We start from the raw sequence: 26,143 nt of genomic DNA, 5'->3' as shown, positions 1-26,143 counted from the left end.
AAAAATTATATTATGGGAGGATTTGCTTATGTCGAAAAGAGTAATCAGTGTAATAAAAAATTTGCCGGATAGACCAGATGATACCACAGATATCGCACTGTTGGTAAGCACAGCATCACAACAGGAAATAAATGGCTGGAACAAAGAGAAAATAATAGAATCCCTGATCAAAGAGACTAACTTAGCTAGCGAGTTAGCTAAGGGAATTGCCGATGTTGTTGAGCAAAAGATTTTAAACAGCAATCTTTCTGAGGTAACAACGAGTATTATTAGAGAACTTATTGACATTGAATTAATACAACGCGGCCTTACTATTGCACACAAGAAACATTCTCACTTGGGTCTTCCGATGTATGATGTTGAACAAATCATCTTTAATCCAAACAAAGAGAACAGCAATACGACACATAATCCGGAATCGATAAATTTAACCATTGCCGAATCGATTCTTAAAGAGTTTGCGTTGAGACGAGTATATAGCGAAGATGTGGCACTTTCCCACCTTGTAGGAGACATTCATATTCATGACCTTGGTTTTATTGTGAGGCCGTATTGCGGAGGGCACTCACTTGAATATATTAAAAAATATGGCCTAAGCCTTCCCAATATTACCAGTTCTTCAAAACCAGCCAAACATGCCGAAGTTCTTATAGGACATATGGTGAAAATGGCCTCTTCGTTACAGTCACATTATGCCGGTGCAATTGGGTGGGAAGCTGTAAATATGTTTTTTGCTCCTTATATGGTTGGCCGGTCATATGATGAAATAAAGCAATTAGCTCAAATGTTAATTTACGAATTTAATCAATTGGCTGGCGCAAGAGGTTCTCAGGTTGTATTTACTGACTTTAATCTTTACTGGAATATACCCGCTCATTTTAGAGATACAAAAGCTGTTGGCCCGGGAGGAGTATTTACGGGTAAAACTTATAAGGAATACGAAAAAGAAGCTCAGATGTTCTTAAAAGCCATGTTTGAGATTTATCTGGAAGGCGATGCTGTGGGTAAAACTTTTGTCTTTCCTAAACCATTACTTCACATAAACAAAGACTTTTTTGAAACTGAAGGGCATGAAGAATTCTTAGATTTAGCTTGTAAATTAGCAAGTAAACAAGGAATTACTTACTTTGTTTTCGATAGAGGAGACGAAGTAACTGTTTCACAGTGTTGCCGGTTAAAACTGAGACTGAAAGGTTCAGATTTAAAAGAAACAAAAACTCCTGAAAAAATGCGTTTTTCCGCACTTCAAAATGTAACGATTAACCTGCCAAGAATAGCTTATAAAGCACAAGATAATGATCAACTGTTTTTTATGGAGATCGATAAAGCCATTGAACTTGTTGCAAAAGCACACTTACAAAAAAAGGAGTTTATAAAAAGTCTGCTTGATCTTGGTAAAAATGGTCCACTTGCAATGCTGAGTGCGTCTAAAGACGGTGATCCATATTTAAAAATTGAACGATTAACTTATTTAGTAGGTCTCCTTGGGCTAAATGAAATGGTTGAAGCTCATACAGGTAAACAACTTCATGAATCCGATGAAGCTTTAAAGTTTGGATTAAAAGTAATTTCTCATATGAACTTAAAGTGCAAAAATTTATCTGAACAATATGGAATCAATATGATACTTGAAGAATCTCCTGCCGAATCGAGCGGATATAGATTAGCAAAATTAGATATGAAATATTATCCTCGCCAAACACGAAAAGTTATCAAGGGAAGTCTTGAAAATGGCGAGTACTATTACACTAATAGTGTTCACATTGCTGTTGATGCAGAGGTTGATTATATTGAAAGAGTTGAAAAACAAAGTCTCTTTCATCCTTTAATTGAAGCTGGAGCAATAGTGCATATATGGCTTGGCGAGCATGAACCGGACCCAGCTGCAATAAAGAGTTTTGTGGTAAAAACATTTAAAAATACCAATGCTTCCCAAATTGCGTTTAGTCCTGAATTTACAGTTTGTAATAATTGCTGCAAAACCTCTAGGGGGCTTTTAAAAAATTGTCCTCTTTGTGATTCAGATAACGTTTATGGCATCACTAGAATTGTTGGATACTTTTCAAAGGTTTCCACGTGGAATAAGGGAAAAGTTGCTGAAATCAAAGATAGAATTCGAACTAATTTAGAAGGAGGTAATAATGATGAAAATAAAACTTTTTGTGAAAGCGGACTGCCCAAAGTGTCCGGAGGCCAAAGCGCTAGCCGCTCAGCTTAATGATGTAGAACTTTATGATATTGGTGAAGTTAATGGTTTAGCTGAAGCTGCTTTTTATGGAGTGATGTCTGCTCCGTCAATAGTCGTAACGGATGAAATTGGAAAAGAAATGAAATCTTGGTTGGGTGTTATCCCAAATATTGATGAGCTTAGAAATGTGTCTTAAATGTTAAAAGTAAGTTCCTGTTTAGAAAGTTCATCAATTGAATTAAGGGGAATAGTTCCTGTTACCATGCTTGATTGGGTGGGGAGGGTTGCATGCGTTTTATTTGTTGGAGGATGTAACTTTAAATGTCCTTTTTGTCACAACCCGGAACTTGTGCTTTCTCCAAAAAAACAATCTTTGCTTTCGTGGGAAAAAGTAAGGCAACATCTGGAAACAAAGAAAAAGTGGCTTGATGGTGTGATAATCACCGGGGGAGAACCTACCATAGAATATGGATTAGAAGATTTCTTATCCATATTAAAAGAGATGGACTATTCAGTAAAACTGGATACCAATGGGACCCGGCCTCGGGTTCTCTCCCGATTGATTAAAGAAGAATTAGTTGATCATATTGCAATGGATGTTAAGTCAAGCTTCAGAAAATATTCAAAAGCAGCTGGCGTCAGCGTCAATATCGAAAAAATTAAAAAAAGCATCGATTTAATAGTAAATTCAGGCATTTCTCATGAATTCAGAACTACGGTAGTTCCTAAACTAGCCGAAAAAGAAGATGTAATTGAAATAGCTCAATATTTGGGCAACCGAAAAGCGCAGCACTATTATTTACAACAGTATAATCCCAAAGTAACATTAGACCCAAAATTGATGGAAACAAAGCCATACAAAAGAGAACTGCTTATTAATTTAACCGAGGAATGCCTTCGTTTTGTACCGACAGAATTACGCGGGTAAAAATTAATAAATATTATTTAATGGGAGATATTTTAATGGAAATAAAACTTAAACTTTTAGATAAGGACTTACAAACACCCAAACCGGCACACGATGGCGACGCTGGCTGCGATTTGTTTAGTAGAATCGATGTCGATATAAAACCGGGTGAAAGAGTTCTTGTCCCCACAGGAATTGCCCTTTCAATACCCGGTGGATATGCTGGATTTGTTCAGCCACGCTCCGGCTTGGCAATTAAACACGGGCTCAGTATATTAAATACGCCTGGTTTGATTGATTCAAAGTATAGGGGCGAGATATGTGTAATTGCCATCAATACAGACAAAAAAGAGACTTTCGCCGTAAAAAAAGGAGACAAGATCTGTCAGCTGGTAATACAAAAAGTAGAAACTCCTTCTTTTAAAGTGGTTTCTGAACTTGACAGCACTATAAGGGGAAGTAACGGATTTGGGAGTACAGGAATATAAATACCATAATAATTTAAATATAGTTTCCAGGTTAAGATTGGCTCTGATTATTTTTTTTATTGTGTTAATCTCAGGCGTATTTGGCTATTCATCAATAGAAGGGTGGTCATTATTTGATGCCCTCTACATGACAATTATTACAATTTCAACAGTTGGGTTTCGCGAAGTTGCGCCCCTCTCTGCAGCCGGTAAAATATTTACCCTGTGTTTAATAGTTGGCGGCGTTGGCACGGGAATATATGCTTTAGGCGCAACTATTGAATTTTTAGTTGAAGGTCATTTAAAAGGAATAGTGGGGGAGAAAAGGATGAAAAAGAAAATTGAAAGTTTAAAAAATCACTATATTGTCTGTGGTTACGGGAGGGTTGGCAGTCAAGTTGTCAAAGAATTTAAGAAAACAAAAATTCCTTTTGTTGTAGTAGAAAATAATCCTGAGGCCATCTTCGAGCTTGACGAAGAAAATTTATTATTTGTTGAAGGAGATGCTACAAACGACAAGGTATTGGAATTGGCCGGTATTGCTAAAGCAAAAGGATTAATTGCAGCTGTAGATACAGATGCTGACAATGTCTTTGTTTCACTTTCCGCAAGAGCCTTAAACCCAAACATTTTTATCGTTGCACGAGCAAACTTTGAGGAATCAGAGGAAAAATTAAAAAAAGCTGGGGCAAATAGAGTAATATCGCCTGCAATAATTGGCGGAAGAAGAATGGCGGCTCTAGTGATTAAACCGATAACTTCTGATTATCTGGACATAGTTACCCATGGTGAGGATTTAAAATTTCAATTGGAAGAACTTGAAGTAAAAAGTGGCTCAAGCATAGCAAGCAAAACTCTCGAAGAAGCAAATATTAGAAACAAAACAGGAGTCCTTGTATTAGCTATCAAGAAAAACGGAAGCTATAACACAAACCCGTCGACATCAATAAAGATAAATGAGGGCGATATTTTAATTGTTATTGGGACAAGAGAGCAATTAGATCTCTGTCAATCTCTTGTTTGCTTATAGTAGTTTAGAAAATTAAGAGTTACCCGTATAGCCCAAGTATTGTTAATGCAATAAAAACCGCTTAAACGGCCTCTCAGAGCGTCTAACCAGCTAAATACACTAAACACGCTAGCTTATTTGTAATAAAAAGAGAGAGTTTGCAATTTTACAAATAAAAGTGATATCAGAAAAAAAAGAGAGAGATTAGTAATACTAAAACAGCACGGGTATTTGAAAACTTTAATTTAATTATTAATTTAACCCTATAAAATTTTCAGTAATAATTCTTTTACTGGGTTTAGTTGACATATTTGCCACAGGGGGAGACCAAGAGAAGTATTTTAATGTTTAATTTTAGGCCTGATAATATATCTTATGTAAACTAAGCCATCTTTTTATATATCACTTGTTTTCACTTTTTCACTTCTACATTTAGGCATACGTTATATTTTTAAATATGATATCTTTTTTGAAATTGCATTTTTGTCAGCTCTTTTAAATCTTTCTTTATTAGCTCAAATTTTTTTTGAGCTTTTGGTTTAAATTTATAAAAATACGAGTGATGACTTTCACCCGTATTTTTATCAACTATCATAACCAGATATTCTATTTCATTAGATACTGTAAATTCTTTTGGCGGATTTCTATAAAGGACATCTTCTTTCCAATCGAATTCTTCAGGCTGGGTCTCTGAAAGTGTTATTAATTTAACCCTATAAAACTCATCCGCCCTACCAAATGATTTCATAGACTTATTCCTCAATTAATTCAACATATTTAGAAGATGAGGCCACATAACCTTCCGTTTCTTTTTCATCTGTGATCTTATACCAACCATTTTCATCTGAAATTACAAAAAAAATGGTATCTTTTTTAAGTTGTTTTATCACACTCGCTGTTATAGATGGTTCATCTCTTAGATTTAGGTCGTTTAGAAGAATCCTTATTTTGCCAATATATTTTTGGTCATTATTGTCAGAAACGGAGATTTTCTCTGTTTCTGTAATTTCATCGTCCTCTTCCGCCTCTAAATTAACTTCTTTGCTCTTTTCAACCCCAGCTTCTTGGGTATTTTTAGGATTCTCATTAAATGAAGTAGTTATGATGGATAGTGTGATTATTGTAACGATTAACAGCAAAATCCAGGGAAATATTGGTGTGATATTTTTTTTCCATGTTTCTGTTTCATCTATGGCCATTCTTAACGTCCTTGTCTTAATTTGCCTTTTGTTTATGTGACAATTATTCTTTTATTAAAAACTTCTTCTATTGGCTTTGTCTATTTAAAACGAGCTTAGCAACCTATAGTGTGCATTTTTAACATTTTTAATTTTTTGAAAAAATTTCTTCAATGGTATTAGCAAATTCTTTAGGGCTAAAAGGCTTGCAAATATAATTATTAGCCCCCACCTTTAATCCATGTTCTATCTCTGTTTTCTGAGTTTTCCCCGATAACATAATAACCGGAATATCTTTTGTTTCAGCACATTCTTTTAGTAACCTGCATACTTCATATCCATTGATAACTGGCATTATCACATCAAGTAAAATTAATTTAGGTTGTTCTTTTTTTGCTATATTCATTGCATCCTGCCCATTTTTGGCTAAGATAATCTTATATCCCCTTCTCTCTAAGGTAAATTTAATTAAATTAGAGATGTCTGGTTCGTCGTCGACAACTAAAATTTTACCTTTTGACATTTTTTATACCTCTTTTAATTTATACCTCTTTTAATACTTCTTTAATTTTGGAATATATCATATCGACTGAAAATGGTTTTGAAATTTGCTGTTCTATCAAGCTTAATATTTCAGTCTTAGTTTTGTCAAATTCGTAAGCTGTCATAACGACAATTGGGATTTTGGAGGTTTCCTTTGCTTTTTTAAGTTTCTGCACAACCTCATAACCATTTAACTGGGGCATTTTTATATCCAAAAGAATGAGATCGGGCTGTTCCTTTTTTGCGGCAATAATCCCTTCTAAGCCATCATAAGCAACAACTGTATTATAACCCTGATTGTTAAGTATTTCTTGAACTAACCCAACAAGGTCTTTATCGTCATCTACTATTAAAACCTTTTTTGAAGCTCCGGCAGAAGACCGAAGGGCATTGCTCACTGTCCTAGATAACTTTTCAATATTAATTGGTTTTGTAAGATAATCTACTGCTCCAAGTTTTATCCCCCGGTACTCATCGGAAACAATAGAAAGAACAATAACAGGAATATTGGCCGTGTCCGACTTATCTTTTAACTCTCGGAGCACTTCAAATCCATCCATTTTATCCATCATTATGTCTAGAGTAATTAAATCCGGGCTTTCTTGTCTTGCAACTTCCAGCGCTTCTTCACCGCTAAATGCTTTTATTACGCTATACCCCTCTTTTTCGAGATAAATTTGAAGCAACATTGCAATTTCAGGTTCATCGTCTACCACAAGAATTTTTTTACCCTTCCTAAATCCTTTTTTAAGGAATTTACTTAAGTTTCTCTTAGTTTTTTCTTCTTCAATTATTTCATAAATAGGTATAGATAAAGTAAAGGTGCTCCCCTTGCCTAGTTCGCTATCTACCCAAATTTTCCCGCCATGTAACTCAATTATTTTCTTGCAAATAGATAACCCTAAACCGGTTCCTCCAATTTCACGAGTAAGTGAATTGTCAACGCGAAAAAACTTTGTAAAAAGATTTTTTTGATCTTCTGGAGATACTCCAATTCCTGTATCGGTTACATAGATTTCAACCCTGGAGTCGTTGCGCTTTGTTCCAATCTTTATGGTTCCGCCAGTTGGCGTATACTTTATTGCATTACTTATGAGATTGGCCATAACCTGCGACATCTTATCTCTGTCTGCGGCAATTTTAGGTAAATTTTTTGAAATACGGAGTTTTATAATTTGTTTTTTTTGATTTGCAAGTGTTTTAAAAGTATTAACAACTTCTGCTAAAATTTCAGCTAAATTATAACTTTTAATTCTAAGGTGTACTCGACCCGATTCGATTTTTGAAATATCCAGCAAATCATTGATTAAAACAACAAGACGATCATTGTTTTGCTTCACTATAGACAGAAACTCTCGCTGTGTTTGATTAACATTGCCGGCCTCTTGCTCTAAAAGAAGATCAATATAACCTTTAATTGAGGTAAGTGGCGTTCGAAGTTCGTGTGAAACAGTGGAAATAAACTCGTTTTTCAGCTGAGAAATTTCTTTCTCAGCAGTTATGTCGCGTATTGATTTAACATAACCTAAAAATTCATTGTTTTTATTTAAAATCGAACTGGTTTTGATTTGTATAATTTTACGGTTAGACCCATTAGTGATAGCTTGTTCGACAGAAGCTATACCTGTTTCTTCTACTCTTTTTGAATTTAACTTGAAAAACTCGCATTCTCTGCATTCATCAATCTTATCTTTAAATGTTCCCTTAAAGGTGCCTTTGCAAAAAGTGTTTGAATAAAGCCAACAACGGGTAATTTTTTTATTGCATACTGAGCATTTTTTATGTTTGCATCCAAAATACTCCCAACACTTCAATGGTTCCTCAGCTTTATCTAATCTCTTTATTCCCAGTAAACCCGACATTTTAATTGGTTTGTTGATAACTTTTTCTTGTTTAACCCCCAATATTTGCTCAGCTACAGGATTAAATAAAATTATTTTGTCATCTTTATCAAAAGCAATTAATCCATCTGCCGTACTTAGAAGGATAGCTTCGGCTATATTGTTATCAACTTTCTTCATGCAGTCTCTCCTGTTTTACCTGTTCTAACTTAGGCTGCCGAATGGACTACCGTCAACTGCTTGTCCTAAGTTCTTTTCTATTGTTTTTATCAGTTCTGAAAAATCAAAGGGCTTTTTTATATATCCTTTAATGTTTTGCGCATTAATATTTTCAAATGACTCATCTAACTGGCTTACTGCTGTTACCATTATTACTGGAATTTCTTTTAATTCCGCGTGTTCTTTTAATTTTCCATAAACTTCCCAGCCGTTCATTTTGGGCATCATCACGTCAAGCAAAATTAAGTCCGGTTTAAAAAGAACCGCTTTTATTAATGCGTCCTCTCCATTATGCGCTTCCATTAACTCATAACCTTTATTAGTTAATTTAAATTTAATTAAGCGACATATGTTTAAATCATCATCAACAACTAATATCTTTTTTTATCCATTGTCTTTACCAGCTTCTCATTTTTTTAAAGTTTCTTTAATTTTTGACGTGAGCATTCTCATGGAAAAAGGTTTTGAAATTTTATCAATAGCCAAATTTAAAATTTCGGTTTTTTCGCGATCTAAATCGTAAGCGGTCATAATAATGACAGGAATCTTAGATAACTTTTTATTGTTCTTTATTCTTTCCATTACCTCATAGCCATCCATTTCAGGCATTCTGAGATCAAGAAGCATAAGATCGGGCTTTTCTTTCTTTAAAATATCAAGGGCTTTAACTCCATTAAAAGCTTTAATTACCTTAAAACCTGCTTTCTTAAGGTTGAATTCAATAAAACTTGAAATATCTTTATCGTCATCGACAACTAAAACCATTTTTTCGTTTTGAGGCTGATTAGTTCTGCCAACTAATCGATTAACACTTTCAATAAGTTTTTTTCTATCAACCGACTTAGGAAGATAGTCGGATGCACCCAACCGATATCCTTTTTTTTCATCTAAAATAACCGATAAAACAATTACGGGAATAGAAGCCGTATGAGCATCTTCTTTTAGTTCTTTTAAAACGTCAAACCCACTTATCTTGCCCATCATAATATCTAACGTAATAAGGTCCGGATGTTCTTTTCTGGCCATTTTAACGGCTTCTTCTCCATCAAAAGCCTTAATCACGTAATATCCTTCTTTTTCAAGATAAAGTTGAATCAATTTAGAAATATCGGGTTCATCATCAACAACAAGAATCCTCATCCCTTGTTTTATTAGTTCTGGTTTGACTTCTACCTTTAAAGCTGGCAGCGAAAAACTAAACTTGCTGCCCTTCTCCTCTTTACTTTCTACCCAAATTTTTCCGCCATGCCGCTCAATTATAGTTTTACAAATTGATAAACCCAGACCGCTCCCGCCGGTTTCTTGAATAAGCGAGCTATCTACTCGATAAAACTTTGTGAACAATTTCTCTTGGTCTTTAGTAGAAATTCCAACTCCTGTGTCGGAAATTGAAACAACAATGTAATTTCCTTTTTCACAAACTTCCACTACAACCTTACCATTAGGGGGAGTATATTTAATTGAGTTACTCACTAAATTATTAAGAACTTGAATTATTCGATCGTGGTCAGCTAAAATATTCGGCAACTTATCAGGAACTTTTATTTCAATTTCCATCTTTTTCTCGTTAATAAATCTCTGAAAAGTACTAACAACGTCATGAATCATTGATTTTATATTTTCGGGTTTAATATCAAAATTCATCTTCCCAGATTCGATTCTCGAGATATCCAAGAAATCATTAATCATACTGATGAGGCGATCACTGTTTTGTTTTACAATTGTCAGAAATTCTTTTTGCATATCATTAAATTTTCCAGCTTCGCCATCGAGAATAAGGTCAACGTAACCTTTTATCGAGGTTAATGGGATGCGAAAATCATGTGACACTGTTGAAACAAATTCGTCTTTCATGGTGTTTATTTCTCGTTGAAACGTAATATCGTGCAAGGTCCTTACAAATCCAAGAAAATTTCCCCTCTCGTCAACAACGGGATTTGTTTTAATTTGAAGAATTTTTTTGTGAGGTCCATCTATTACCAATTCACTAACCATTGTTACTGCTGGTTCTTCAAGTATTTTTGAATTTCGTTTAAATATTTCGCAGGTCTGGCAATGTTTTATTTTCTCTCTAAAAGTTCCTTGTGTAACACCATTAGGACAGGTATTTGAAACTGTCCAACAACGAGGGTTGTCTTTAGAGTGAACCGGACAAATTTTTTCATTACAGTTCTTTTCTTCCCAACAAAAAGCCAGACCTTTTTCACTTTGGCTTTCTTTCCCTAGTAAAGTAGAAATAGATATACATTTTCCTAAAACTTCATCTGCCTCAATCATTAACATATTTTCAGCAGACTGACTTAAATGGACAACCCTTCCTTCAAGGTCAGTTAGTATTACTCCATCAGCAATACTAGAAAGAATTGCGTTAAATTCTTTTTGTTCTATTAATTTGTTTTTAAAATCCACTATTTACTCCCGCGATACCTTATAATTAATAATTCTACAAAAAACCAACTATTCCTCCACGTAATTAAAAATTATCATATACATTTTAATTAACTAATTAATTTTATCACAAGAACCATTGTTTAACTATAATACTTACTAAATATTCGCAGATTATCTTGCTAAAATAAATTTACTTTGAAGAATTGGAAGCCTGTTTTAATCATGTTTTATAGCCTCTCCCAAAAGTAATTTATTGACTTTTCTCGACTAACTGATAACATTTAATTAAGTCCCAAGAAGCTTGCAAATTGGTTTTTTATTTGTCTTAGAAAGTACATGGTAACTAAATTGCTTTTTTGGCAAGGAAGCCCGCGTACCGGAAGAGATGAACTTAAAAAAATCAACAGAGCGGTTACTTGGGACTTATATTATAATAATGAGGTTAAAATATATGCCTATTTACGACTATAAATGCGAAAAGTGCGGAAACTGCTTTGAGGTAATTCGTGGGATAAACGAAGAGTTTGAAATTAAATGCAATCTTTGTGGAGGAAAAACTAAAAAAATTTATCATCCAGCAGGAATTATTTTTAAAGGTACGGGTTTTTATAAAACAGATTCGAAAAAGAAACAGACAAAAACTAAATCTCAAATAAAAAAAGAACCGCCTTCTGGTAGTTCGTCTAAAAATAAATCGGCAAATAAAAATTAGCGCATAAAAAGAGAACCCTTTGGGGTTGTCATAGGGTCTTTTACAATTTAACTCTTTACAAGTCTCACCCAGCAACCTCGGGGCTCTCAATTATAATTATCGACATCAGCGCTCAAAATCTTAACTCCCAATTAAAGATTTATCTTTTCTGAATTTTTTTCTCGAAATCATCTTCATCATTAGCACCATCTTTTTGTTCTAAATCAAAAGAGCTACTGCCATCGTTATTGTCATCGCTCAGGTCGTTCTTTAAATTATCTTTTGTCTCGATTTGAGTTTCGCCAAATTCTTTTTCTTTTTTCTCTTCTTTTTCAATCTCAATTAATGTTTTCGAGTTTTTAAATCTAAGTTCATTGTTAAAATTATCTTCTAAGGTTGCCTTAATGGCATTTTTCAAAGCATTTCCTTCTTTGCTTGATACTTTATTTGCAACTTGTTGCAACAATGGTTCCTCGTGTTGAATAAAATACAATATTTTTAAGAGTGCTTCCCCTCTTTCTTCAACTTGCATCTCATTCGTTAAATTCATAGCTTTATTTAAATGCTTAGTCATAGAGCTTACAATGTTGTCGAGATTAACATCAATTTCATCTTGATCAATAGCTTTGATTTCATTCAAACGCTTTTCGGCAAATTTTAAGTGCAACTCAGCTTTGGCTGTTTTGTTGAAAGTAAGAAAAAGTTGAACTTCCTCAGTTGCAATTTTAACAGGATAAAGCAAATCTCCGGGCAAACTACTTGCCGACGCCATAACTGTTCCCCCACTTAAAAGGACAACGATAAGAATGGCAGCTGCCACTTGAAGAAATACTGGCATTGCTGAAGAAAACTTCTTAGGTTTAGCAAAATTAATGAAAAAAGAAGATCTTTTCATTAATTTTGCTTGTTCTAATAACCTTGACCTAGCCGTTTGTTTAAATTGAGCCGATGATTTTGGTTTTGGCACATTTTTTAAAGCAACAAAAGTACTGAGGAGTGGTTTTAATTTCTGACTATATTTAGGATATTTTGCCAAACATCCATCAATATCTTCTTCCCCGTTTTTTATTAACTTTATGCAATTATTTAAAGCCTCGTCAAATTTCCGATTCATTTAATATCTCTCCTTTAAAATTTTTCTTAAGGAGTTTAACGCTCTATGTTGAAGGGCTTTTACCGCTCCCTCTGTCTTGTTAAGAAACTTAGCTATTTCCATATTGGAAAAACCACTTAAAAATTTTAAAATAAGCACGTCTTGCTGCTCTTTTGTTAATTTAAGGATTTCGTTTTGTATATAACTTAACGACATTTTTGTTTCAACTATCCTTTCTAAACACTCCCCTTTATCCGGAATTTTATCCATTTGTTCGTCAGGTATGTTGTTTACTGTTTTGTTGTTTACTGTTTTTGCTCGAGCTCTAAAATAATCAACTATTTGATTGTGCGCTATTTTAAAAAGCCATGATGAAAAAAAAGCGCCTTCCCATTTAAATTTCCCGATAGCCACAAGAGCTTTTAAAAAAACTTGTTCCGTTATATCTTCTGCGTCCTCCACACTGCCCACTTTATAGTAGACATAGCCGTAAATTTTATTAAAAAACAAATCATAAACTTTAACAAAAGCTTCCGGATCCTTTTTTGATTCTTCAACAATATGCTTTAAATTGTCATCTTGGGACACATTCACCATTCCTTATTTAGAAACGAAAAAGATTGCCAAAAGTTACTCTTACCACAAATAATTATGCTAATTCTCATTTCTCTGAGATTATACTTGACTGACCTGTTCATTCTTATCGCTATGTTTATTAAGCCATTTTTTTAATTAAATTTGCCATTTCAATGGCTGCTAATGCTGCTGACCAGCCTTTGTTGCCCGATTTTGCCCCGGCGCGTTCAATTGCTTGCTCTAAATCATTGGATGTAATAATTCCAAAAGTTACCGGAATTTCCGAATCTAGTCCAACTTTAGCTATTCCTTTTGTAACTTCACCGGCTACATACTCAAAATGAGGAGTGTCTCCTCTAATTATTGCTCCCAGACAAATTATCGCATCATATTTTCCAGAACCGGCCATTTTTTTTGCAACAAGTGGAATTTCATATGAGCCAGGCGCCCAAGCGACCTCAACATCGTCAAGATTTACGTCATGTCGTTTGAGAGCGTCTATGGCTCCATCTAATAGTCTGGTGGTTAAAAATTCGTTAAATCGACTTACAATAACTCCAAATCTTAAGTTTTTAGCAATCAATTTTCCTTCATAGCTTTTCATAACATTCCTCCTTGGAATTTTTAGGCATTATCTAATAAATGGTTCATTTTTTCTTTTTTTGTCTTTAAATATTTAACATTTTCTTTATTGGGAATTATCTCTAAAGGAACTCTTTCTGTTATTTTTAAACCATAACCTTCTAAGCTCACAATTTTTTTCGGATTATTAGTCATTAATCGAATAGTCGTCAGCCCTAAATCAACTAGCACTTGGGCTCCAATGCCATAATCTCTTAAATCTGGGGGGAACCCGAGATATTCATTAGCCTCTACAGTATCTTTTCCTCTTTCTTGTAACTCATAAGCCCTTAATTTATTTATCAGCCCAATTCCCCTGCCCTCTTGTCCAATTATATAAAGCAGGACACCTTCTCCGTTATCGTTAATCTTTTTAAGGGCGATTTCTAACTGACTACCACAATCACATCTCAATGAATGAAATATATCACCTGTAAGGCATTCAGAATGAACTCTGACAAGCACATCTTTTTTCCCGCTCACCTCCCCTTTTATAAGAGCAACATGGCATTCGTTATCTATTAAACTCTTAAAAGCTACTGCCCTAAATTTACCAAATCTCGTAGGTAAATTTATTTCCACGACTCTTTCAACTAATTTCTCGGTTTGCCGACGATATTTAATTAAATCGGCCACCGTTATCATTTTTAAGCTAAATTCTTCAGCCACTTTTTTTAATTGTGGAAGCCTTGCCATTGTTCCGTCATCATTCATGATTTCACAGATAACTCCAGCAGGATAAAGTCCAGCTATTTTTGCCAAATCAACAGCGGTTTCCGTATGACCCGCTCTCTCAAGCACCCCGCCTTTTCTTGCTCGAAGCGGGAAAACATGTCCAGGCATTGAGATCTCGGCAGAAGTTGTTTTTGGATCAACAACTGCAAGAATTGTAGCCGCCCTATCATAAGCAGATATTCCAGTTGTAATTTTATTCTTCGCTCCAATTGAAACCGTAAAAGCTGTTTCATTTGTGCATGTATTGTTCTTTATCATTGAGGGAATTTTAAGTTCATCGAGTCTCTCGCCTAAACAAGGCATGCAGATAAGCCCACGTCCGTGTTTTGCCATAAAATTTATTATTTCTGGAGTCACCTTTTCAGCGGCAACAATAAAATCTCCCTCATTTTCTCTATTTTCATCATCACATACAATTATCGGTTTTCCGTTTTTTATGTCTTTTAAGGCCTCTTTGATTGAACTAAACACCATTTCAATATCTCCCCTTTAAGTATCCAAATTTTTTAAGCATTTCAGTGTCGATATTTTCCTTTTGTTTGTTAAAAAACTTTTTAATGTGCTTTGCCATTATATCGGTTTCTAAATTTACAGATTCTCCTCGTTTTTTAAAGCCTAAAGTTGTTGTTTCCGCAGTATGTGGAACAATTGAGACATAAAACGAATTCTTTAAAACACTTGTTACCGTAAGACTGACTCCATCAATTGCAACTGAGCCTTTTGGCACAACAAACTCCATAATTTGAGATTCTGTTTTAATTTTTAAAATAATAGCGTTTCTGTCCCGGTTGCTTGAAATTATTTTTCCTGCCCCATCTATATGACCGGAGACGATGTGACCACCTAATCGATCAGATGGTCTTACAGCCCTTTCAAGATTTACCATCTCACCTTGTTTCATCGTGCCTAAATTTGTTTGTTTCAAAGTTTCTGGCATGATGTCCGCTTCTAAGCCATCCTTGTGTTGTTTTATAACAGTTAAGCAGACTCCATTAACTGCGATAGAGTCACCTATTTTAATATTTTTGCTTATAATCGGGGCAAAAACTTTAATTGAGCAAGCATTCCCAGATTTTCGAAATGACCGTACCTTCCCCAGCTCTTCTATGATTCCTGTAAACATTACACCACCATCTATAAAGTTTATTGGTTAATTAATCCCCGGGTACGCCTCAATTAATAAATCTTTCCCGAGTAATTTAGGGTTCTCAAAATTAAAGTTAAATGAAATTTCTTTATCAGCAACAAAATCAAGTGAACTTTCTCCACCAATTATTTTTGGAGCCACAAGAAAAACCATCTTATCAACCAGCTCCTCCCTTAGAGCGGATGAAACCAATCTTGGCCCGCCTTCCAAAATTACACTTGTAATTTCTCGCCTACCAAGTTCTTCGAGGAGAAATTTTAAATCAACTTTATCCTTTTTATTGGGTATCGTTAGAATCTGAACTTTTTTTTCACTTAAAGCTTTTAATTTATCCAATGGGGCTCCTTTTGTTGTTACTAACAAAGTGAGCACTTTATCGGCTGTCTTTACAATTTTCGAGCTTAAGGGAAGTCTTGCTTTACTGTCGACAATGACGCGTAAAGGGTTTCTGCCCTCTTTTTTATCTAAGCGTGCTGTCAGCATTGGGTCATCTGCCAAAACCGTACCTATGCCCACCATAATTGCATCATATTTATCCCGCAATCCATGAACATATTTTTTTGATTTTTCGTCAGTAATCTTAGTTGTTTGACCATTTTTTGATGTTGTTTTTCCGTCAAAACTAATTGCCATTTTCATCAATATAAAAGGATTTTTAGTGGTTACGTATTTAATATAAACTTCATTTTGTTTTGCTATTTCTTTTTTAAACAGTCCTACTTCAGTTTCAATTTGTGCTTTTCTAAGTTCTTCAATCCCTTTGCCATTAACTTTTGGATTTGGGTCCGTTAGACCAATAATCACCTTTTTTATCTTGGATGATATTATTGCCTCTGTGCAAGGGGGTGTTTTCCCGTAGTTGCAACAAGGCTCAAGGGTTACATATAACGTTGAACCCTCCAATGTTTCGTTTACACTTTTTAGAGCATTTATTTCAGCATGTGGCTCACCGGCCCAGGCATGATATCCTTCTCCAATGATAACACCATTTTTTACAATAACTGCACCGACCATTGGGTTTGGGCTTGTGCGACCCCTCCCCTTTTCTGCTATTTTAATTGCTCGTTTCATATAAATATTATCTAAATATTCCATCATATCCTCTGAAAATTAAAAAAACCAAGGAGAAAAGTCCTTGGTTTAACCAATAGATCTTCTCTCATCCAGACTGTACTGTCGGCTTCGGAATTTCACCGAATCGGCCCCACAATCTTTGCGGGGTTAGCGGGCTTTACCGCCGGTTGGGAATTCCCCAGATAAATTCTGAGGTCACCCTTTCTCGAAGATTATATAAATTTAGTTAGTACTTTACCAAATAAAAACAGTTAGCGCAACTAAGCCGTAGCCGCTTTTCGTAAATCCGCAATGGCCTTCTTTGCATCATCTTTGCAAAAAACCGAGGAGCCTGCCACTAATATATCAGCTCCGGCTTTAAATATCTCATTCGCATTTTCAACATTAACTCCACCATCAACCTCAATTTCTACAGGAATGTTTCTCTCATTTATAATATTTTTCAAGAGCTTAATTTTTTCAATCGTCTGCGGGATAAACTTCTGGCCACCAAAACCCGGATTTACCGACATAATTACGACAAAATTAATTTCATCTAAGATGTTTACTAAACTGGTGAGGGCAGTGGCTGGATTTAAAGCTACTCCTACTTTTACGTTTGGAAATGACTTTATCTTTTGAATTATCCGGTGAAGATGGGTACAAGCTTCCACGTGCACCGATATCATATCGGCCCCAGCAGAAACAAAATCATCAATAAAAAATTCTGGATTCTCTATCATTAAATGAACATCTAAAGGAATTGATGTTTCTTTGTTTAAGGATTTGACAATTTGGGGCCCAATTGTAATATTTGGGACAAAGTGACCATCCATTACGTCAACGTGAATGTAGTCGGCGCCGCCCTTCTCGGCAAGCTTTATTTCCTCTCCGAGTTTTATAAAATTTGCCGATAATATTGACGGAGCAATCTTAACTTTTCTCATCATCATTCCTTTGTGAATAAATTTGTTAAATTTTAACATTGAACCAAACAATCTTCAACGTTGCTTAAGATACACAGTTATTTAATTCTAATTAAACTTGCAATAAACATTCCATCGGTTTTGTGTTTGTGCGGTAAAAATTGTATCCATTTATCTCCAGTTTTTAATTGTTTCGGTAACCGGTCGTTTATATCTTCAAGCTCGAATTCGGAATGAGTATCAAGAAAATTAGTAATTATATCAAGTGTTTCCTCATTTGAAATAGTGCAAACCGAATAAACTAACCTGCCCCCGCATTTAAGAAAACGCGCGGCGGATTCGAGCAATTTTTGTTGTAAGATAGCAAGTTCACGGATTTGTTGCGAATTTTTTCTCCACCGCGCGTCCGGTCTTCGCGCTAATACCCCCAAACCCGAGCAAGGAGCATCGAGCAAGATCTTATCCACCGGCTTACGCAATAACTTATCCAGCTTTAACGCATCAAGCTCAACAATAGAAGCTATTTCACAACCCATTCTTTTACATGACTGTTCAAGAAGGCACAACCGCGCCGAATTAATATCGATGGCAATAATTAGTCCTTTATTCTTCATAATCTCGGCCAAATGGGTTGTTTTCCCTCCAGGAGCAGCACATATGTCTAAGACAGTTTCACCTTCTTGAGGACTTAAAACATGAGAAACCACCATTGAGCTTTCGTCTTGAACGAAGAAAAGACCCTTTTTAAATTCCTCTAATTCATCTAAATTCAATCCGTCAGCAATTACCAAACCCTCAGGTAATAAATCACTTGGAAAAGTTGTAATACCTTTCTTTTTAAGCAAATTTGCCAATTTTTTGGCCGTATTTTTTAGAAGGTTTGTTCGTAGTTTAAGTTTTGGCCTCACGTTGTTTTCCTTACATAAATCCTCTGTCTCCTCCGGCCCCATCTCCCTTATCCATTTTTGGACCAGCCATTTAGGGTGGGAATATTTTATGGAAATGTAAGTTACTAAATCATCTTCCTTTTTGGGGTAGATTATTTTATCTTTGTTCCGCTCTATTTCGCGAAGAATCCCGTTTGTAAAGTTTGCAATTCCTTGATGAAAATTTTTCTTAGCAAGTTTTACGGATTCATCAATAGCCGCCCTAGCGGGGATTTTATCTAAATAAAAAATTTGGTAAACTCCAAGTCTCAAAATATCGAGTGCTTTAGGAGAAATTTCATTAATTTTTCTGGAAGAAAACTGAGAAATAATCCAATCAATCGAACCTTCCATTCTCAGCGTTCCATATACAAGCTCTGTTGTAAGAGCTTTATCTAAACGTGATAATTTGCTTTTTGTAAAAGCTTTAGATAGAAGAGGATTTACAAAACCTTTATCCGTGTGAACTTTATAAATAACATTTAGGGCTAACTCTCTAGCTGATATAATCATTACTCGACCCTGTCTCCCTTTTTAAGATTATGGCCTTTACAAAATTCATTGGCAGCCATAATTCTTTTACCTTCAGGTTGAACTTCGAGAATCAAAAGGGCCTTATCTGAAGCATTAACCATAAAACCAATATTCTTTTCCACTTCGCTAATTGTCCCCGGGGGGAAATGGTTTTTTGGGGAAACTGTCTCGACTTTAAAAATTTTTAACCGTTTACCTTTAAAGAGAGTGTGTGCCCCGGGAGTTGGATTTAATGCACGAATAATATTTCTAATTTTTTCGGCAGAATTGCCCCAATTAATTTTGGTTTCATTGTCTTTAATTTTTGGAGCAAAACTGGCCTCAGTATCATTTTGCCTTATCGGTTTAATGGTTCCCGCATCAAGGCCGTCAATGGTCTTTAAAAGTAAATTGGAACTTAGCTCGGCGAGCTTGTCGTGCAACTCTCCGGCGGTTTCATCATCAGAGATAGATACCTTTGTTTGCAACAATATATCGCCTGTATCAAGCTCGTTATCCATAAACATGGTTGTTACACCTGTTTCAGAAGAACCATCCATAATAACTCTTTGAATTGGAGCCGCTCCACGATATTTTGGCAAAAGAGATGCGTGAGCATTTACACACCCATATTTCGGTAAGTTAAGTAACCACTGAGGAATTAATTGCCCAAAAGCAACCACTATAACTATATCAGGTTTAAGTTCAACTATTTTTTCTTTAAACTCCTCATTATTTAGGGTTAATGGCTGAAATACTGGTATTTTATAACTAATTGCCATTTTTTTTATGGGTGAAGCCATTAATTTTAAATGCCTTCCTCTTGGTCTATCCGGTTGAGTTATTATTGCGATTATTTCATGGTGAGAATTTAATAAAGTTTTTAAAGATGGCAATGCGAACTTTGGAGTTCCGGCAAATATAATTTTCAAATTTTCCTCCACTTTAATCTATCTCAATCTTTTTGCTAAGCTCCATTAAAGCATTCCTTCTATTTGCAACGTCTGTTTTGTCGAGAATAAGTATCCCGTTTAAATGGTCTATCTCGTGTTGAATGACTCGTGCCAATAAACCATCTGCCACAAATGTGACGTTCTTTCCCTTCGCGTTTAAAGTTGAAATTTTCACTTTTTTGGCCCTTTTCACCGGAACTTGAATATTTGGAATGCTTAGACAGCCCTCTTCGTCTATATCTTCACCTTCCACAGCAACAATTTTAGGATTTATGTAAACCTGAAGGCCGTCACCTACATCATAAATAAACAATTGTTCCAAAATCCCCACTTGAGGAGCAGAAAGCCCAACTCCGGGCGCACCATACATCGTATCCGCCATGTTTTTTATAAGCTCGTTTAGGTTTTGTTTTCCAACGACGATCTTGTGACATTTTTCTTTAAGCCCAGGATCTCCAAATTCTCTAATTTTTAAAACTGTCACAACAAACCTCCGTCATTTAAAATATTGCAAAAAAATTATTTCAAGATCTTATTTCATCTTCTGAACTATAACGTCCAAATCGGATCTACGTCTATTAATATATTAACATCTTTTGCATATTTCTTTGAAATCAAAGTTTTTAAATTTTCTCTTAAAAAATTGGCCGCCTCAACAGAATTAGTAGTTTTTAAAATCATATGCCAGCGATATTTGTTTTTAATTTTTGAAAGTGGCGCCGGCACCGGACCCAAAGAACTCTTCAACCATTTTTTTTCACCGGTTTTGGTGAAAGTATCGCTAAATGAATAAGCTTCTTCAATTACTTTTTTTTCGTCTTTACCCAAGAACAAAATGTTAATTAATTGAGAGAATGGAGGATAGCTAAGCTCGTCTCTTGTTTTTATTTCTTCTTTAAAAAATTCATCATATGTGTACTTTTCTATTGCAGAAATTGCGTATGAATCAGGACAGTAGGTCTGTATGATTACCTTACTAGGAAATCCCCCTCGACCTGCCCTGCCACTCAATTGCATTAATAATTGAAAAGTTCGCTCACTCGCCCTAAAATCCGGTAAATGTAGAGCCGTGTCAGCGTTTATTGCGCCAACTAACGTTACATCCGGAAAATCTAACCCTTTTGCAATCATCTGGGTTCCCAAAAGTATTCCCACATCTAAGTTTTCAAACTCGATTAATTTTTTACGGTGGGAATCTCTTTTCGTAGTCGTATCCGCATCCATGCGGATTAAAGGCACATCAGGGAAAATTTTTTTAATTTCGCTCTCAACGCGTTGTGTTCCTAAACCAAAATACCCTATTCGATGCCCCTTGCAATTAGGACATAGCTTTGAAAAATAAACAGTATAACCACAGTGATGGCAACGCATTGTTTTGTCATTAAAATGATAGACTAATGAAACATCGCATCGTTTGCACTTTAAAACAAAGCCGCAATCTCTACACAAAATAAAGTTAGCATAACCGCGTCGATTTAAAAAAAGTATCATTTTTTTCTTAGAAGATATGCATTTCTCCATTTCGGTAAGGAGCGTTGGGCTAAATATCCCAAAATTTTCCTTTGAGCTCTCCTCTCTCATATCGACTATCTCAACTTGTGGAAATTTTATATCTTTAACTCTTTTAGTTAATCTAAGAAGTTCGTAGTTTTTTTGTTCGGCTTCATGTTTGCTTTCTATGCTTGGTGTAGCACTCCCTAAGATTAATAAAGCATTGTTTAATTTGGCCAATTTTTTAGCGACATCTCTTGCATGGTAACGAGGATTACTATTTTGCTTATAGCTAATTTCGTGCTCTTCATCGATAGCAATAAGCCCTAAATTTTTTAAAGGTGCAAAAAGAGCAGAGCGTGCACCAACAACAATGTTGCATTTCCCGTGTTTAACTTTTTCCCATTGATCAAACCGTTCACCAAGTCCAAGGCCACTATGAAGAACCGCAACTGCTTCACCGAAACGAGAGCGAAACCTATGAACCGTTTGCGGAGTTAGGGCAATTTCGGGAACAAGAACTATGGCCGTCTTGTCTTTATTTAAAACTTCAACTATAGCTTGCAAATAGATTTCAGTCTTTCCGCTACCGGTTACCCCTTGTAAAAGTTGAACATGATACATCTCTTTATTAATGGCCTCTTTTACTCGCTTAAGCGCTTTAGTTTGCTCGTTGGTCAATTGAATGGGAAGAGAAAAATTTTCGGGATAAAAGAAATCTGACTCTCTGAATGTCGGTTTTTCGCTCAGGACCACAATTTTCTTTTTTGTTAGAGATTTTAAAGACTGATGCGAGCTACCTGTAATTGAAAGAAGTTTATGTACCGGCATGCTTTTTTCTTCTAAAAGAAGCGCTATCAGTTTTTTTTGTTTAGGTGCTCTTGTGCCTAAGGAAGCAATTAAATTTTTCGGATCATCTATTGAAGGATTTAAAGCAGCATACCTTTCTATTTTTGTATTAATTCGGGGCTTAGAAATTACATATTTTTTCTTTAAAAAACCATTCTTTTCAAGATTCCCAATTAAACTTGATAAGCCAACCGGGTAACGTTTTCGAATTTTATTAAGAGGAACCTCTCCTCCCATTTTTTCGAGAAAACTTACAAACTCTTTTTGACGTTCCGTGGGTAATTTTTTTCCCACCTCATCTTGCAAAATTAAAACTTGCTGCAACCGTCTAAGTCTTCCTGGAGGAAAAATAAGTTTTAAGGACTCACTTAAAGTCGATAAATAATGTTCCGAAATCCAACGGCACAAATTTATCATATTTTTATCAAAGATAGGTTCTTTCTCTATCAAATCGAGAATTGGGTTTAAATATTTTACAGTGGGTTTTTCAAGAAAACCGACAACATAACCTAACTGCAGGCGTGACCCAAAAGAAACCAATACCGAGGAGCCGATATTAATATTTCCCTCGATGTTTGATGGTACTGAATACTCGAAGGGACGATCTACATTTTTAACAGGGATATCGATGATTATTTGAGCAATTTTTTTAGACAATTTAACCTCTACGCAATCATAAATAAAATTTTTTAAATCTATACCATTTAACAATTCTTCCAAATCTTATCATCTATGCTATAATTTTTCTTAAATTTGTGCCCTATGATATTCAAGGGGTGAGACTAATTTGAAGTTACTTTCCTCAAAAAATTTTCCAGCCAAAGTTTTTTATTCGGCAACTATTTTAATTATTATTTTAAGCTTAACCCCGACAACAATTTTAGCAGTTCAAAATGAAGAAACTAAAAAATTAAAACTTGATACAAAAAAAATTGAAGGACAACTGGACAAAACCGTAAAAAAATACAACGAAGCAATGTTATATCTTATAAAATCTCAAAATGAAATGGTTGAAACTGAAACCCGTCTTAACGATGCTGAGGGTGATCTTAATAAATCAGTAGATGGACTAAGTGCAAGAATTGTAATCCTTTACAAACAAAATGATTTTTTACCGGCAATGACTCTTCTTAATAACAATAATGTTCACGACTTCTTTTTTACTCTTAATGCCTTAATTAATATCTCAAAAAAAGACGCTAAACTAATAAAAGAATTCCAACTTTCAAAATCAGAAATTCAATTACAATTAAGTAAACTGCAAGAAAATTATGAAAAACAGGAAAAATTGGTGACCCAAACCAACGAACTGAAACTAAAGTTAAAGAAAGAACTAAACGAAGAAAAGATAGCTCTTTCAAACTTAAAAACATATATTAAACCACCAAAAAGTGTGCCAATCTTGGAAAAACCCGTAAATTCTACAAAAAATTGCGAAAAGGGCTGGGCAAGCTGGTATAATATTCCAGGATTAACTGCTGCCCATAAAACTCTTCCCAAAGGAACAATGGTAAGAGTTACAAATCTTTTAAACGGCCAGCAAGTAACCGTAAAAATAATTGACAGAGGTCCATATGCGCGGGGCAGGGTTATTGATTTATCGAAGACAGCTTTTTCAAAAATTTATTCTCCAAGCAGAGGTCTGTGTTACGTAAGTCTCGAAGTTTTGTAAGAATTTTTTATTTTGTTTTAAAATCATTTAAATGGAGGCAAAATGCCAAAACAAATTGATCTATTAATTTCAGGATGCTTGGCTGTAACCGTTGATAAAAATTTCTCAGTAATTGAAAATGCGGGAATAGCCATAGATGACGGCAAAATTGTTGACATCGAAAAAAATGAGGATGTAATCAAAGCTTATAGAGCCCGGAAAACGGTTTCTGCAAAAAATAAGATTGCTATTCCTGGTTTGATAAACGCGCACACACACGCTGCAATGGTTTATTTTAGAGGACTTGCTGATGATCTCCCTTTAAAAGAATGGTTAGAAAACCATATTTGGCCTGCTGAATCACGATACGTAAATGCTGAATTCATTAGAAATGCCGTAAAGCTCGCAGCAATAGAGATGTTAAAAAGCGGAACAACAACTTTTTGTGATATGTACTTTTTACCTAATGTGGCTGCTGAAGTTTTAGAAGATGTTAAAATTAAGGCTATTCTTGGAGTTCCCCTACTCGATTTTCCAACCCCAGTCAGCAAATCACCCGAAGAAGGTTTAAAGAATGCACAAAAGCTTATAGAAAGCTTAAAAGGAAGCAGTCGTCTTATGGCCGCAGTTATGCCTCATTCTCCCTACACATGCTCTTCTGGGTTGCTTAAACAAGCTGCTGAGATGTCAAAAGAATACGATGTGCCTCTTCAAATACATCTTGCCGAAGAAAAATGGGAAAATGAAAAAATAATTTCCGAAAAAGGGATGACCTCCGTAGCATATTTAAATGATTTAACTGTCCTTTCAGAAAAAACTAGCGCGGCTCACGTTAATTGGATTTCGAGGGAAGATATGGAAATATTAAAAGAGGCTAAAACCGGAGTCATCCACAACCCGCAAAGTAACATGAAACTTGCAACAGGAATTTGCCCTGTTCCTGACCTTTTAAAGATGGGAATAACGGTAGGACTGGGAACCGACGGAGCCGCAAGCAATAATGATTTAGACATGTTTGGCGAAATACAAACAGCTGCAAGACTTCATAAAATTGCAAGAAAAGACCCAACAGTAATAAGCGCAAAACAAGCACTATGGATGGCAACAATGGGAGGCGCTAAATCATTCGGACTCGACAAAGAGATAGGTTCATTGGAAATAAATAAAAAAGCTGACATTGTTCTGCTTGACACGAATAAACCCCACTTGGTCCCCCTCTATGATGCACACTCACAACTTGCCTATTCCGCCAAAGGTTCAGATGTTGATACGGTTATAATCGATGGCAAAATAATCGTCGAAAACTGCAATTTGTTGACCTGTAACGAAGAAAAGATTTTAAACAAAGCTCGATTGTTTTCAAAGAAGCTTAAAGGAATTACATTTTAGAACCTTTTAAAGCATTGCGACAAGCGCAATTTCTTCTCGCTGGAATTTCTTTGATGACCTTTAAGATAAGCTCAATAACACTTTGAGACATCTCTTGCATTGCTTGCGACACTTCATCTGAGGTAAGTTTGTTTTGCTCAATTCCAGCGGCCATATTTGTCACAACCGCAACGCTTGCATAACAAATTTCTGCTTCTCTCGAAAGGATAACCTCAGGAACATTAGTCATACCTACAACATCAGCCCCCATTATTTTAAATGCTTTTATTTCAGCCGGCGTTTCAAATCTAGGGCCTTCCGTACATAAATAAGTTCCCTCGGGGTGGAATTTCATATCTAATTCACTTGCAACTTTAATGAAAAGATTGTGTAGCTCAGGGCAATACGGCTCACTCATATCAACATGGAAAACATCACCCTCATCAAAAAAGGTAGAGGGTCTACTTTTTGTAAAATCAATAAATTGATTTATAAAAACTACTTCACCGGGTTTTATTTTTTTGTTTAAGCTTCCAGATGCAGAAGTTGACAAAATTCTATCAACGCCACAAAGTTTTAACGCGTATATATTCCCTCTATAATTTACTTTATGAGGAGGAATTTTGTGATTTTTGCCATGCCTTGGAAGGAAAAAAAGATCGCTATCTCCCCACTTGGCATGAGAAACCAAAATTTCTCCATATGGAGTCTTTATTTTTTCCTCTTTTTTTTTCTGTAATTCCTTAACTTCATATATTCCGCTTCCACCGATAATGCCTATCTTTGAACTCAAATTCTCACCTAAAC

26 protein-coding genes and 1 riboswitch are annotated in these 26,143 nt (G+C 35.3%); of the genes, 8 read left to right on the top strand and 18 right to left on the bottom strand.

Annotated elements, in window-relative coordinates:
* The first annotated feature begins 28 nt into the window (after positions 1-28).
* From nrdD to Q7U95_RS00595, 5 genes are read left to right on the top strand one after another with little or no spacing between them, the layout of a single operon-like run.
* Positions 29-2,218: an anaerobic ribonucleoside-triphosphate reductase gene (nrdD, locus tag Q7U95_RS00615; protein WP_308751338.1), complete on the top strand. Its 2,190-nt coding sequence runs from the start codon at positions 29-31 to the stop codon at positions 2,216-2,218.
* Positions 2,142-2,384 carry a thioredoxin family protein gene (locus Q7U95_RS00610; RefSeq protein WP_308751337.1) on the top strand — a complete coding sequence of 81 codons (243 nt, stop codon included), beginning with the start codon at positions 2,142-2,144 and terminating at the stop codon, positions 2,382-2,384. The genes nrdD and Q7U95_RS00610 overlap by 77 nt, the downstream gene beginning before the upstream one ends.
* Positions 2,385-3,116, top strand: coding sequence for an anaerobic ribonucleoside-triphosphate reductase activating protein (locus Q7U95_RS00605; RefSeq protein WP_308751336.1), 732 nt, complete (start codon positions 2,385-2,387; stop codon positions 3,114-3,116). It abuts the gene before it with no gap.
* A 35-nt stretch (positions 3,117-3,151) separates the two neighbouring features.
* Positions 3,152-3,583 carry a dUTP diphosphatase gene (gene dut / locus Q7U95_RS00600; protein ID WP_308751335.1) on the top strand — a complete coding sequence of 144 codons (432 nt, stop codon included), beginning with the start codon at positions 3,152-3,154 and terminating at the stop codon, positions 3,581-3,583.
* On the top strand, positions 3,564-4,592 hold the full coding sequence (locus tag Q7U95_RS00595; protein WP_308751334.1) for a potassium channel protein: 1,029 nt from the start codon (positions 3,564-3,566) through the stop codon (positions 4,590-4,592). The genes dut and Q7U95_RS00595 overlap by 20 nt, the downstream gene beginning before the upstream one ends.
* 430 nt (positions 4,593-5,022) lie before the next feature.
* On the opposite strand, the gene Q7U95_RS00590 is transcribed toward Q7U95_RS00595, so the two are convergent.
* The 6 genes from Q7U95_RS00590 to Q7U95_RS00565 form a co-directional block, all read right to left on the bottom strand.
* The gene (locus tag Q7U95_RS00590) at positions 5,023-5,319 is read right to left on the bottom strand and encodes a hypothetical protein (RefSeq protein WP_308751333.1); all 297 of its coding nucleotides are present in this window, start codon (positions 5,317-5,319) and stop codon (positions 5,023-5,025) included.
* 4 nt (positions 5,320-5,323) lie between these two features.
* Positions 5,324-5,770: an SH3 domain-containing protein gene (locus Q7U95_RS00585; protein WP_308751332.1), complete on the bottom strand. Its 447-nt coding sequence runs from the start codon at positions 5,768-5,770 to the stop codon at positions 5,324-5,326.
* A gap of 127 nt (positions 5,771-5,897) precedes the next feature.
* The gene (locus Q7U95_RS00580; protein ID WP_308751331.1) at positions 5,898-6,272 is read right to left on the bottom strand and encodes a response regulator; all 375 of its coding nucleotides are present in this window, start codon (positions 6,270-6,272) and stop codon (positions 5,898-5,900) included.
* Between the two features lie 19 nt (positions 6,273-6,291).
* Positions 6,292-8,313: a response regulator gene (locus Q7U95_RS00575; protein WP_308751330.1), complete on the bottom strand. Its 2,022-nt coding sequence runs from the start codon at positions 8,311-8,313 to the stop codon at positions 6,292-6,294.
* Between the two features lie 24 nt (positions 8,314-8,337).
* Entirely contained in the window at positions 8,338-8,730 is a 393-nt protein-coding gene (locus tag Q7U95_RS00570) for a response regulator (protein ID WP_308751397.1), read from the bottom strand.
* A 30-nt stretch (positions 8,731-8,760) separates the two neighbouring features.
* Positions 8,761-10,761: a response regulator gene (locus Q7U95_RS00565; protein WP_308751329.1), complete on the bottom strand. Its 2,001-nt coding sequence runs from the start codon at positions 10,759-10,761 to the stop codon at positions 8,761-8,763.
* A 367-nt stretch (positions 10,762-11,128) separates the two neighbouring features.
* Here Q7U95_RS00565 and Q7U95_RS00560 point away from each other — a divergent pair, with 367 nt between their 5' ends.
* Positions 11,129-11,455, top strand: coding sequence for an FmdB family zinc ribbon protein (locus Q7U95_RS00560; protein WP_308751328.1), 327 nt, complete (start codon positions 11,129-11,131; stop codon positions 11,453-11,455).
* Positions 11,456-11,594: 139 nt separating this feature from the next.
* Here Q7U95_RS00560 and Q7U95_RS00555 read toward each other — a convergent pair whose 3' ends face one another.
* From Q7U95_RS00555 to priA, 11 genes are all read right to left on the bottom strand, one after another.
* Positions 11,595-12,470, bottom strand: a complete 876-nt coding sequence (locus Q7U95_RS00555; protein WP_308751327.1) for a DUF5667 domain-containing protein — start codon at positions 12,468-12,470, stop codon at positions 11,595-11,597.
* 78 nt (positions 12,471-12,548) lie between these two features.
* The gene (locus tag Q7U95_RS00550; protein ID WP_308751326.1) at positions 12,549-13,115 is read right to left on the bottom strand and encodes a sigma-70 family RNA polymerase sigma factor; all 567 of its coding nucleotides are present in this window, start codon (positions 13,113-13,115) and stop codon (positions 12,549-12,551) included.
* Positions 13,116-13,242: 127 nt separating this feature from the next.
* A complete protein-coding gene (ribE, locus tag Q7U95_RS00545) occupies positions 13,243-13,707 on the bottom strand; it encodes a 6,7-dimethyl-8-ribityllumazine synthase (protein WP_308751325.1) in 465 nt (154 codons plus the stop codon).
* Positions 13,708-13,727: 20 nt separating this feature from the next.
* Positions 13,728-14,933: a bifunctional 3,4-dihydroxy-2-butanone-4-phosphate synthase/GTP cyclohydrolase II gene (locus Q7U95_RS00540; protein WP_308751324.1), complete on the bottom strand. Its 1,206-nt coding sequence runs from the start codon at positions 14,931-14,933 to the stop codon at positions 13,728-13,730.
* A 1-nt stretch (position 14,934) separates the two neighbouring features.
* Positions 14,935-15,582: a riboflavin synthase gene (locus Q7U95_RS00535; RefSeq protein WP_308751323.1), complete on the bottom strand. Its 648-nt coding sequence runs from the start codon at positions 15,580-15,582 to the stop codon at positions 14,935-14,937.
* A 27-nt stretch (positions 15,583-15,609) separates the two neighbouring features.
* The gene (ribD, locus tag Q7U95_RS00530; protein ID WP_308751322.1) at positions 15,610-16,701 is read right to left on the bottom strand and encodes a bifunctional diaminohydroxyphosphoribosylaminopyrimidine deaminase/5-amino-6-(5-phosphoribosylamino)uracil reductase RibD; all 1,092 of its coding nucleotides are present in this window, start codon (positions 16,699-16,701) and stop codon (positions 15,610-15,612) included.
* 52 nt (positions 16,702-16,753) lie between these two features.
* Positions 16,754-16,897: riboswitch (FMN riboswitch) on the bottom strand.
* 43 nt (positions 16,898-16,940) lie between these two features.
* The gene (rpe, locus tag Q7U95_RS00525; RefSeq protein WP_308751321.1) at positions 16,941-17,645 is read right to left on the bottom strand and encodes a ribulose-phosphate 3-epimerase; all 705 of its coding nucleotides are present in this window, start codon (positions 17,643-17,645) and stop codon (positions 16,941-16,943) included.
* A 38-nt stretch (positions 17,646-17,683) separates the two neighbouring features.
* Positions 17,684-19,024 carry a 16S rRNA (cytosine(967)-C(5))-methyltransferase RsmB gene (gene rsmB, locus Q7U95_RS00520; protein WP_308751320.1) on the bottom strand — a complete coding sequence of 447 codons (1,341 nt, stop codon included), beginning with the start codon at positions 19,022-19,024 and terminating at the stop codon, positions 17,684-17,686.
* Positions 19,024-19,956 carry a methionyl-tRNA formyltransferase gene (gene fmt, locus Q7U95_RS00515; RefSeq protein ID WP_308751319.1) on the bottom strand — a complete coding sequence of 311 codons (933 nt, stop codon included), beginning with the start codon at positions 19,954-19,956 and terminating at the stop codon, positions 19,024-19,026. Before fmt ends, rsmB begins: the two co-directional genes overlap by 1 nt.
* A gap of 13 nt (positions 19,957-19,969) precedes the next feature.
* Positions 19,970-20,461 (bottom strand): peptide deformylase, encoded by a 492-nt coding sequence (gene def, locus Q7U95_RS00510; protein ID WP_308751318.1) that lies wholly within the window; start codon positions 20,459-20,461, stop codon positions 19,970-19,972.
* A 65-nt stretch (positions 20,462-20,526) separates the two neighbouring features.
* Positions 20,527-23,037, bottom strand: coding sequence for a primosomal protein N' (priA, locus tag Q7U95_RS00505; RefSeq protein WP_308751317.1), 2,511 nt, complete (start codon positions 23,035-23,037; stop codon positions 20,527-20,529).
* A 67-nt stretch (positions 23,038-23,104) separates the two neighbouring features.
* On the opposite strand from priA, the gene Q7U95_RS00500 reads away from it, so the two are divergent.
* Both Q7U95_RS00500 and Q7U95_RS00495 read left to right on the top strand, forming a co-directional pair.
* Positions 23,105-23,989 (top strand): RlpA-like double-psi beta-barrel domain-containing protein, encoded by an 885-nt coding sequence (locus Q7U95_RS00500; protein ID WP_308751316.1) that lies wholly within the window; start codon positions 23,105-23,107, stop codon positions 23,987-23,989.
* Positions 23,990-24,031: 42 nt separating this feature from the next.
* Positions 24,032-25,357 carry an amidohydrolase gene (locus tag Q7U95_RS00495; protein WP_308751315.1) on the top strand — a complete coding sequence of 442 codons (1,326 nt, stop codon included), beginning with the start codon at positions 24,032-24,034 and terminating at the stop codon, positions 25,355-25,357.
* Here the strand turns inward: Q7U95_RS00495 and mtnP are convergent.
* On the bottom strand, positions 25,347-26,129 hold the full coding sequence (gene mtnP / locus Q7U95_RS00490) for an S-methyl-5'-thioadenosine phosphorylase (RefSeq protein ID WP_308751314.1): 783 nt from the start codon (positions 26,127-26,129) through the stop codon (positions 25,347-25,349). The two genes, Q7U95_RS00495 and mtnP, sit on opposite strands and share 11 nt — an antisense overlap.
* Between the last annotated feature and the right edge of the window lie 14 nt (positions 26,130-26,143).

Source organism: Candidatus Oleimmundimicrobium sp. (assembly GCF_030651595.1).
Lineage (GTDB): Bacteria > Actinomycetota > Aquicultoria > UBA3085 > Oleimmundimicrobiaceae > JAUSCH01.
The sequence above is the reverse complement of the archived record's forward strand: the minus strand, read 5'-3'. Positions and strand labels throughout refer to the sequence as shown.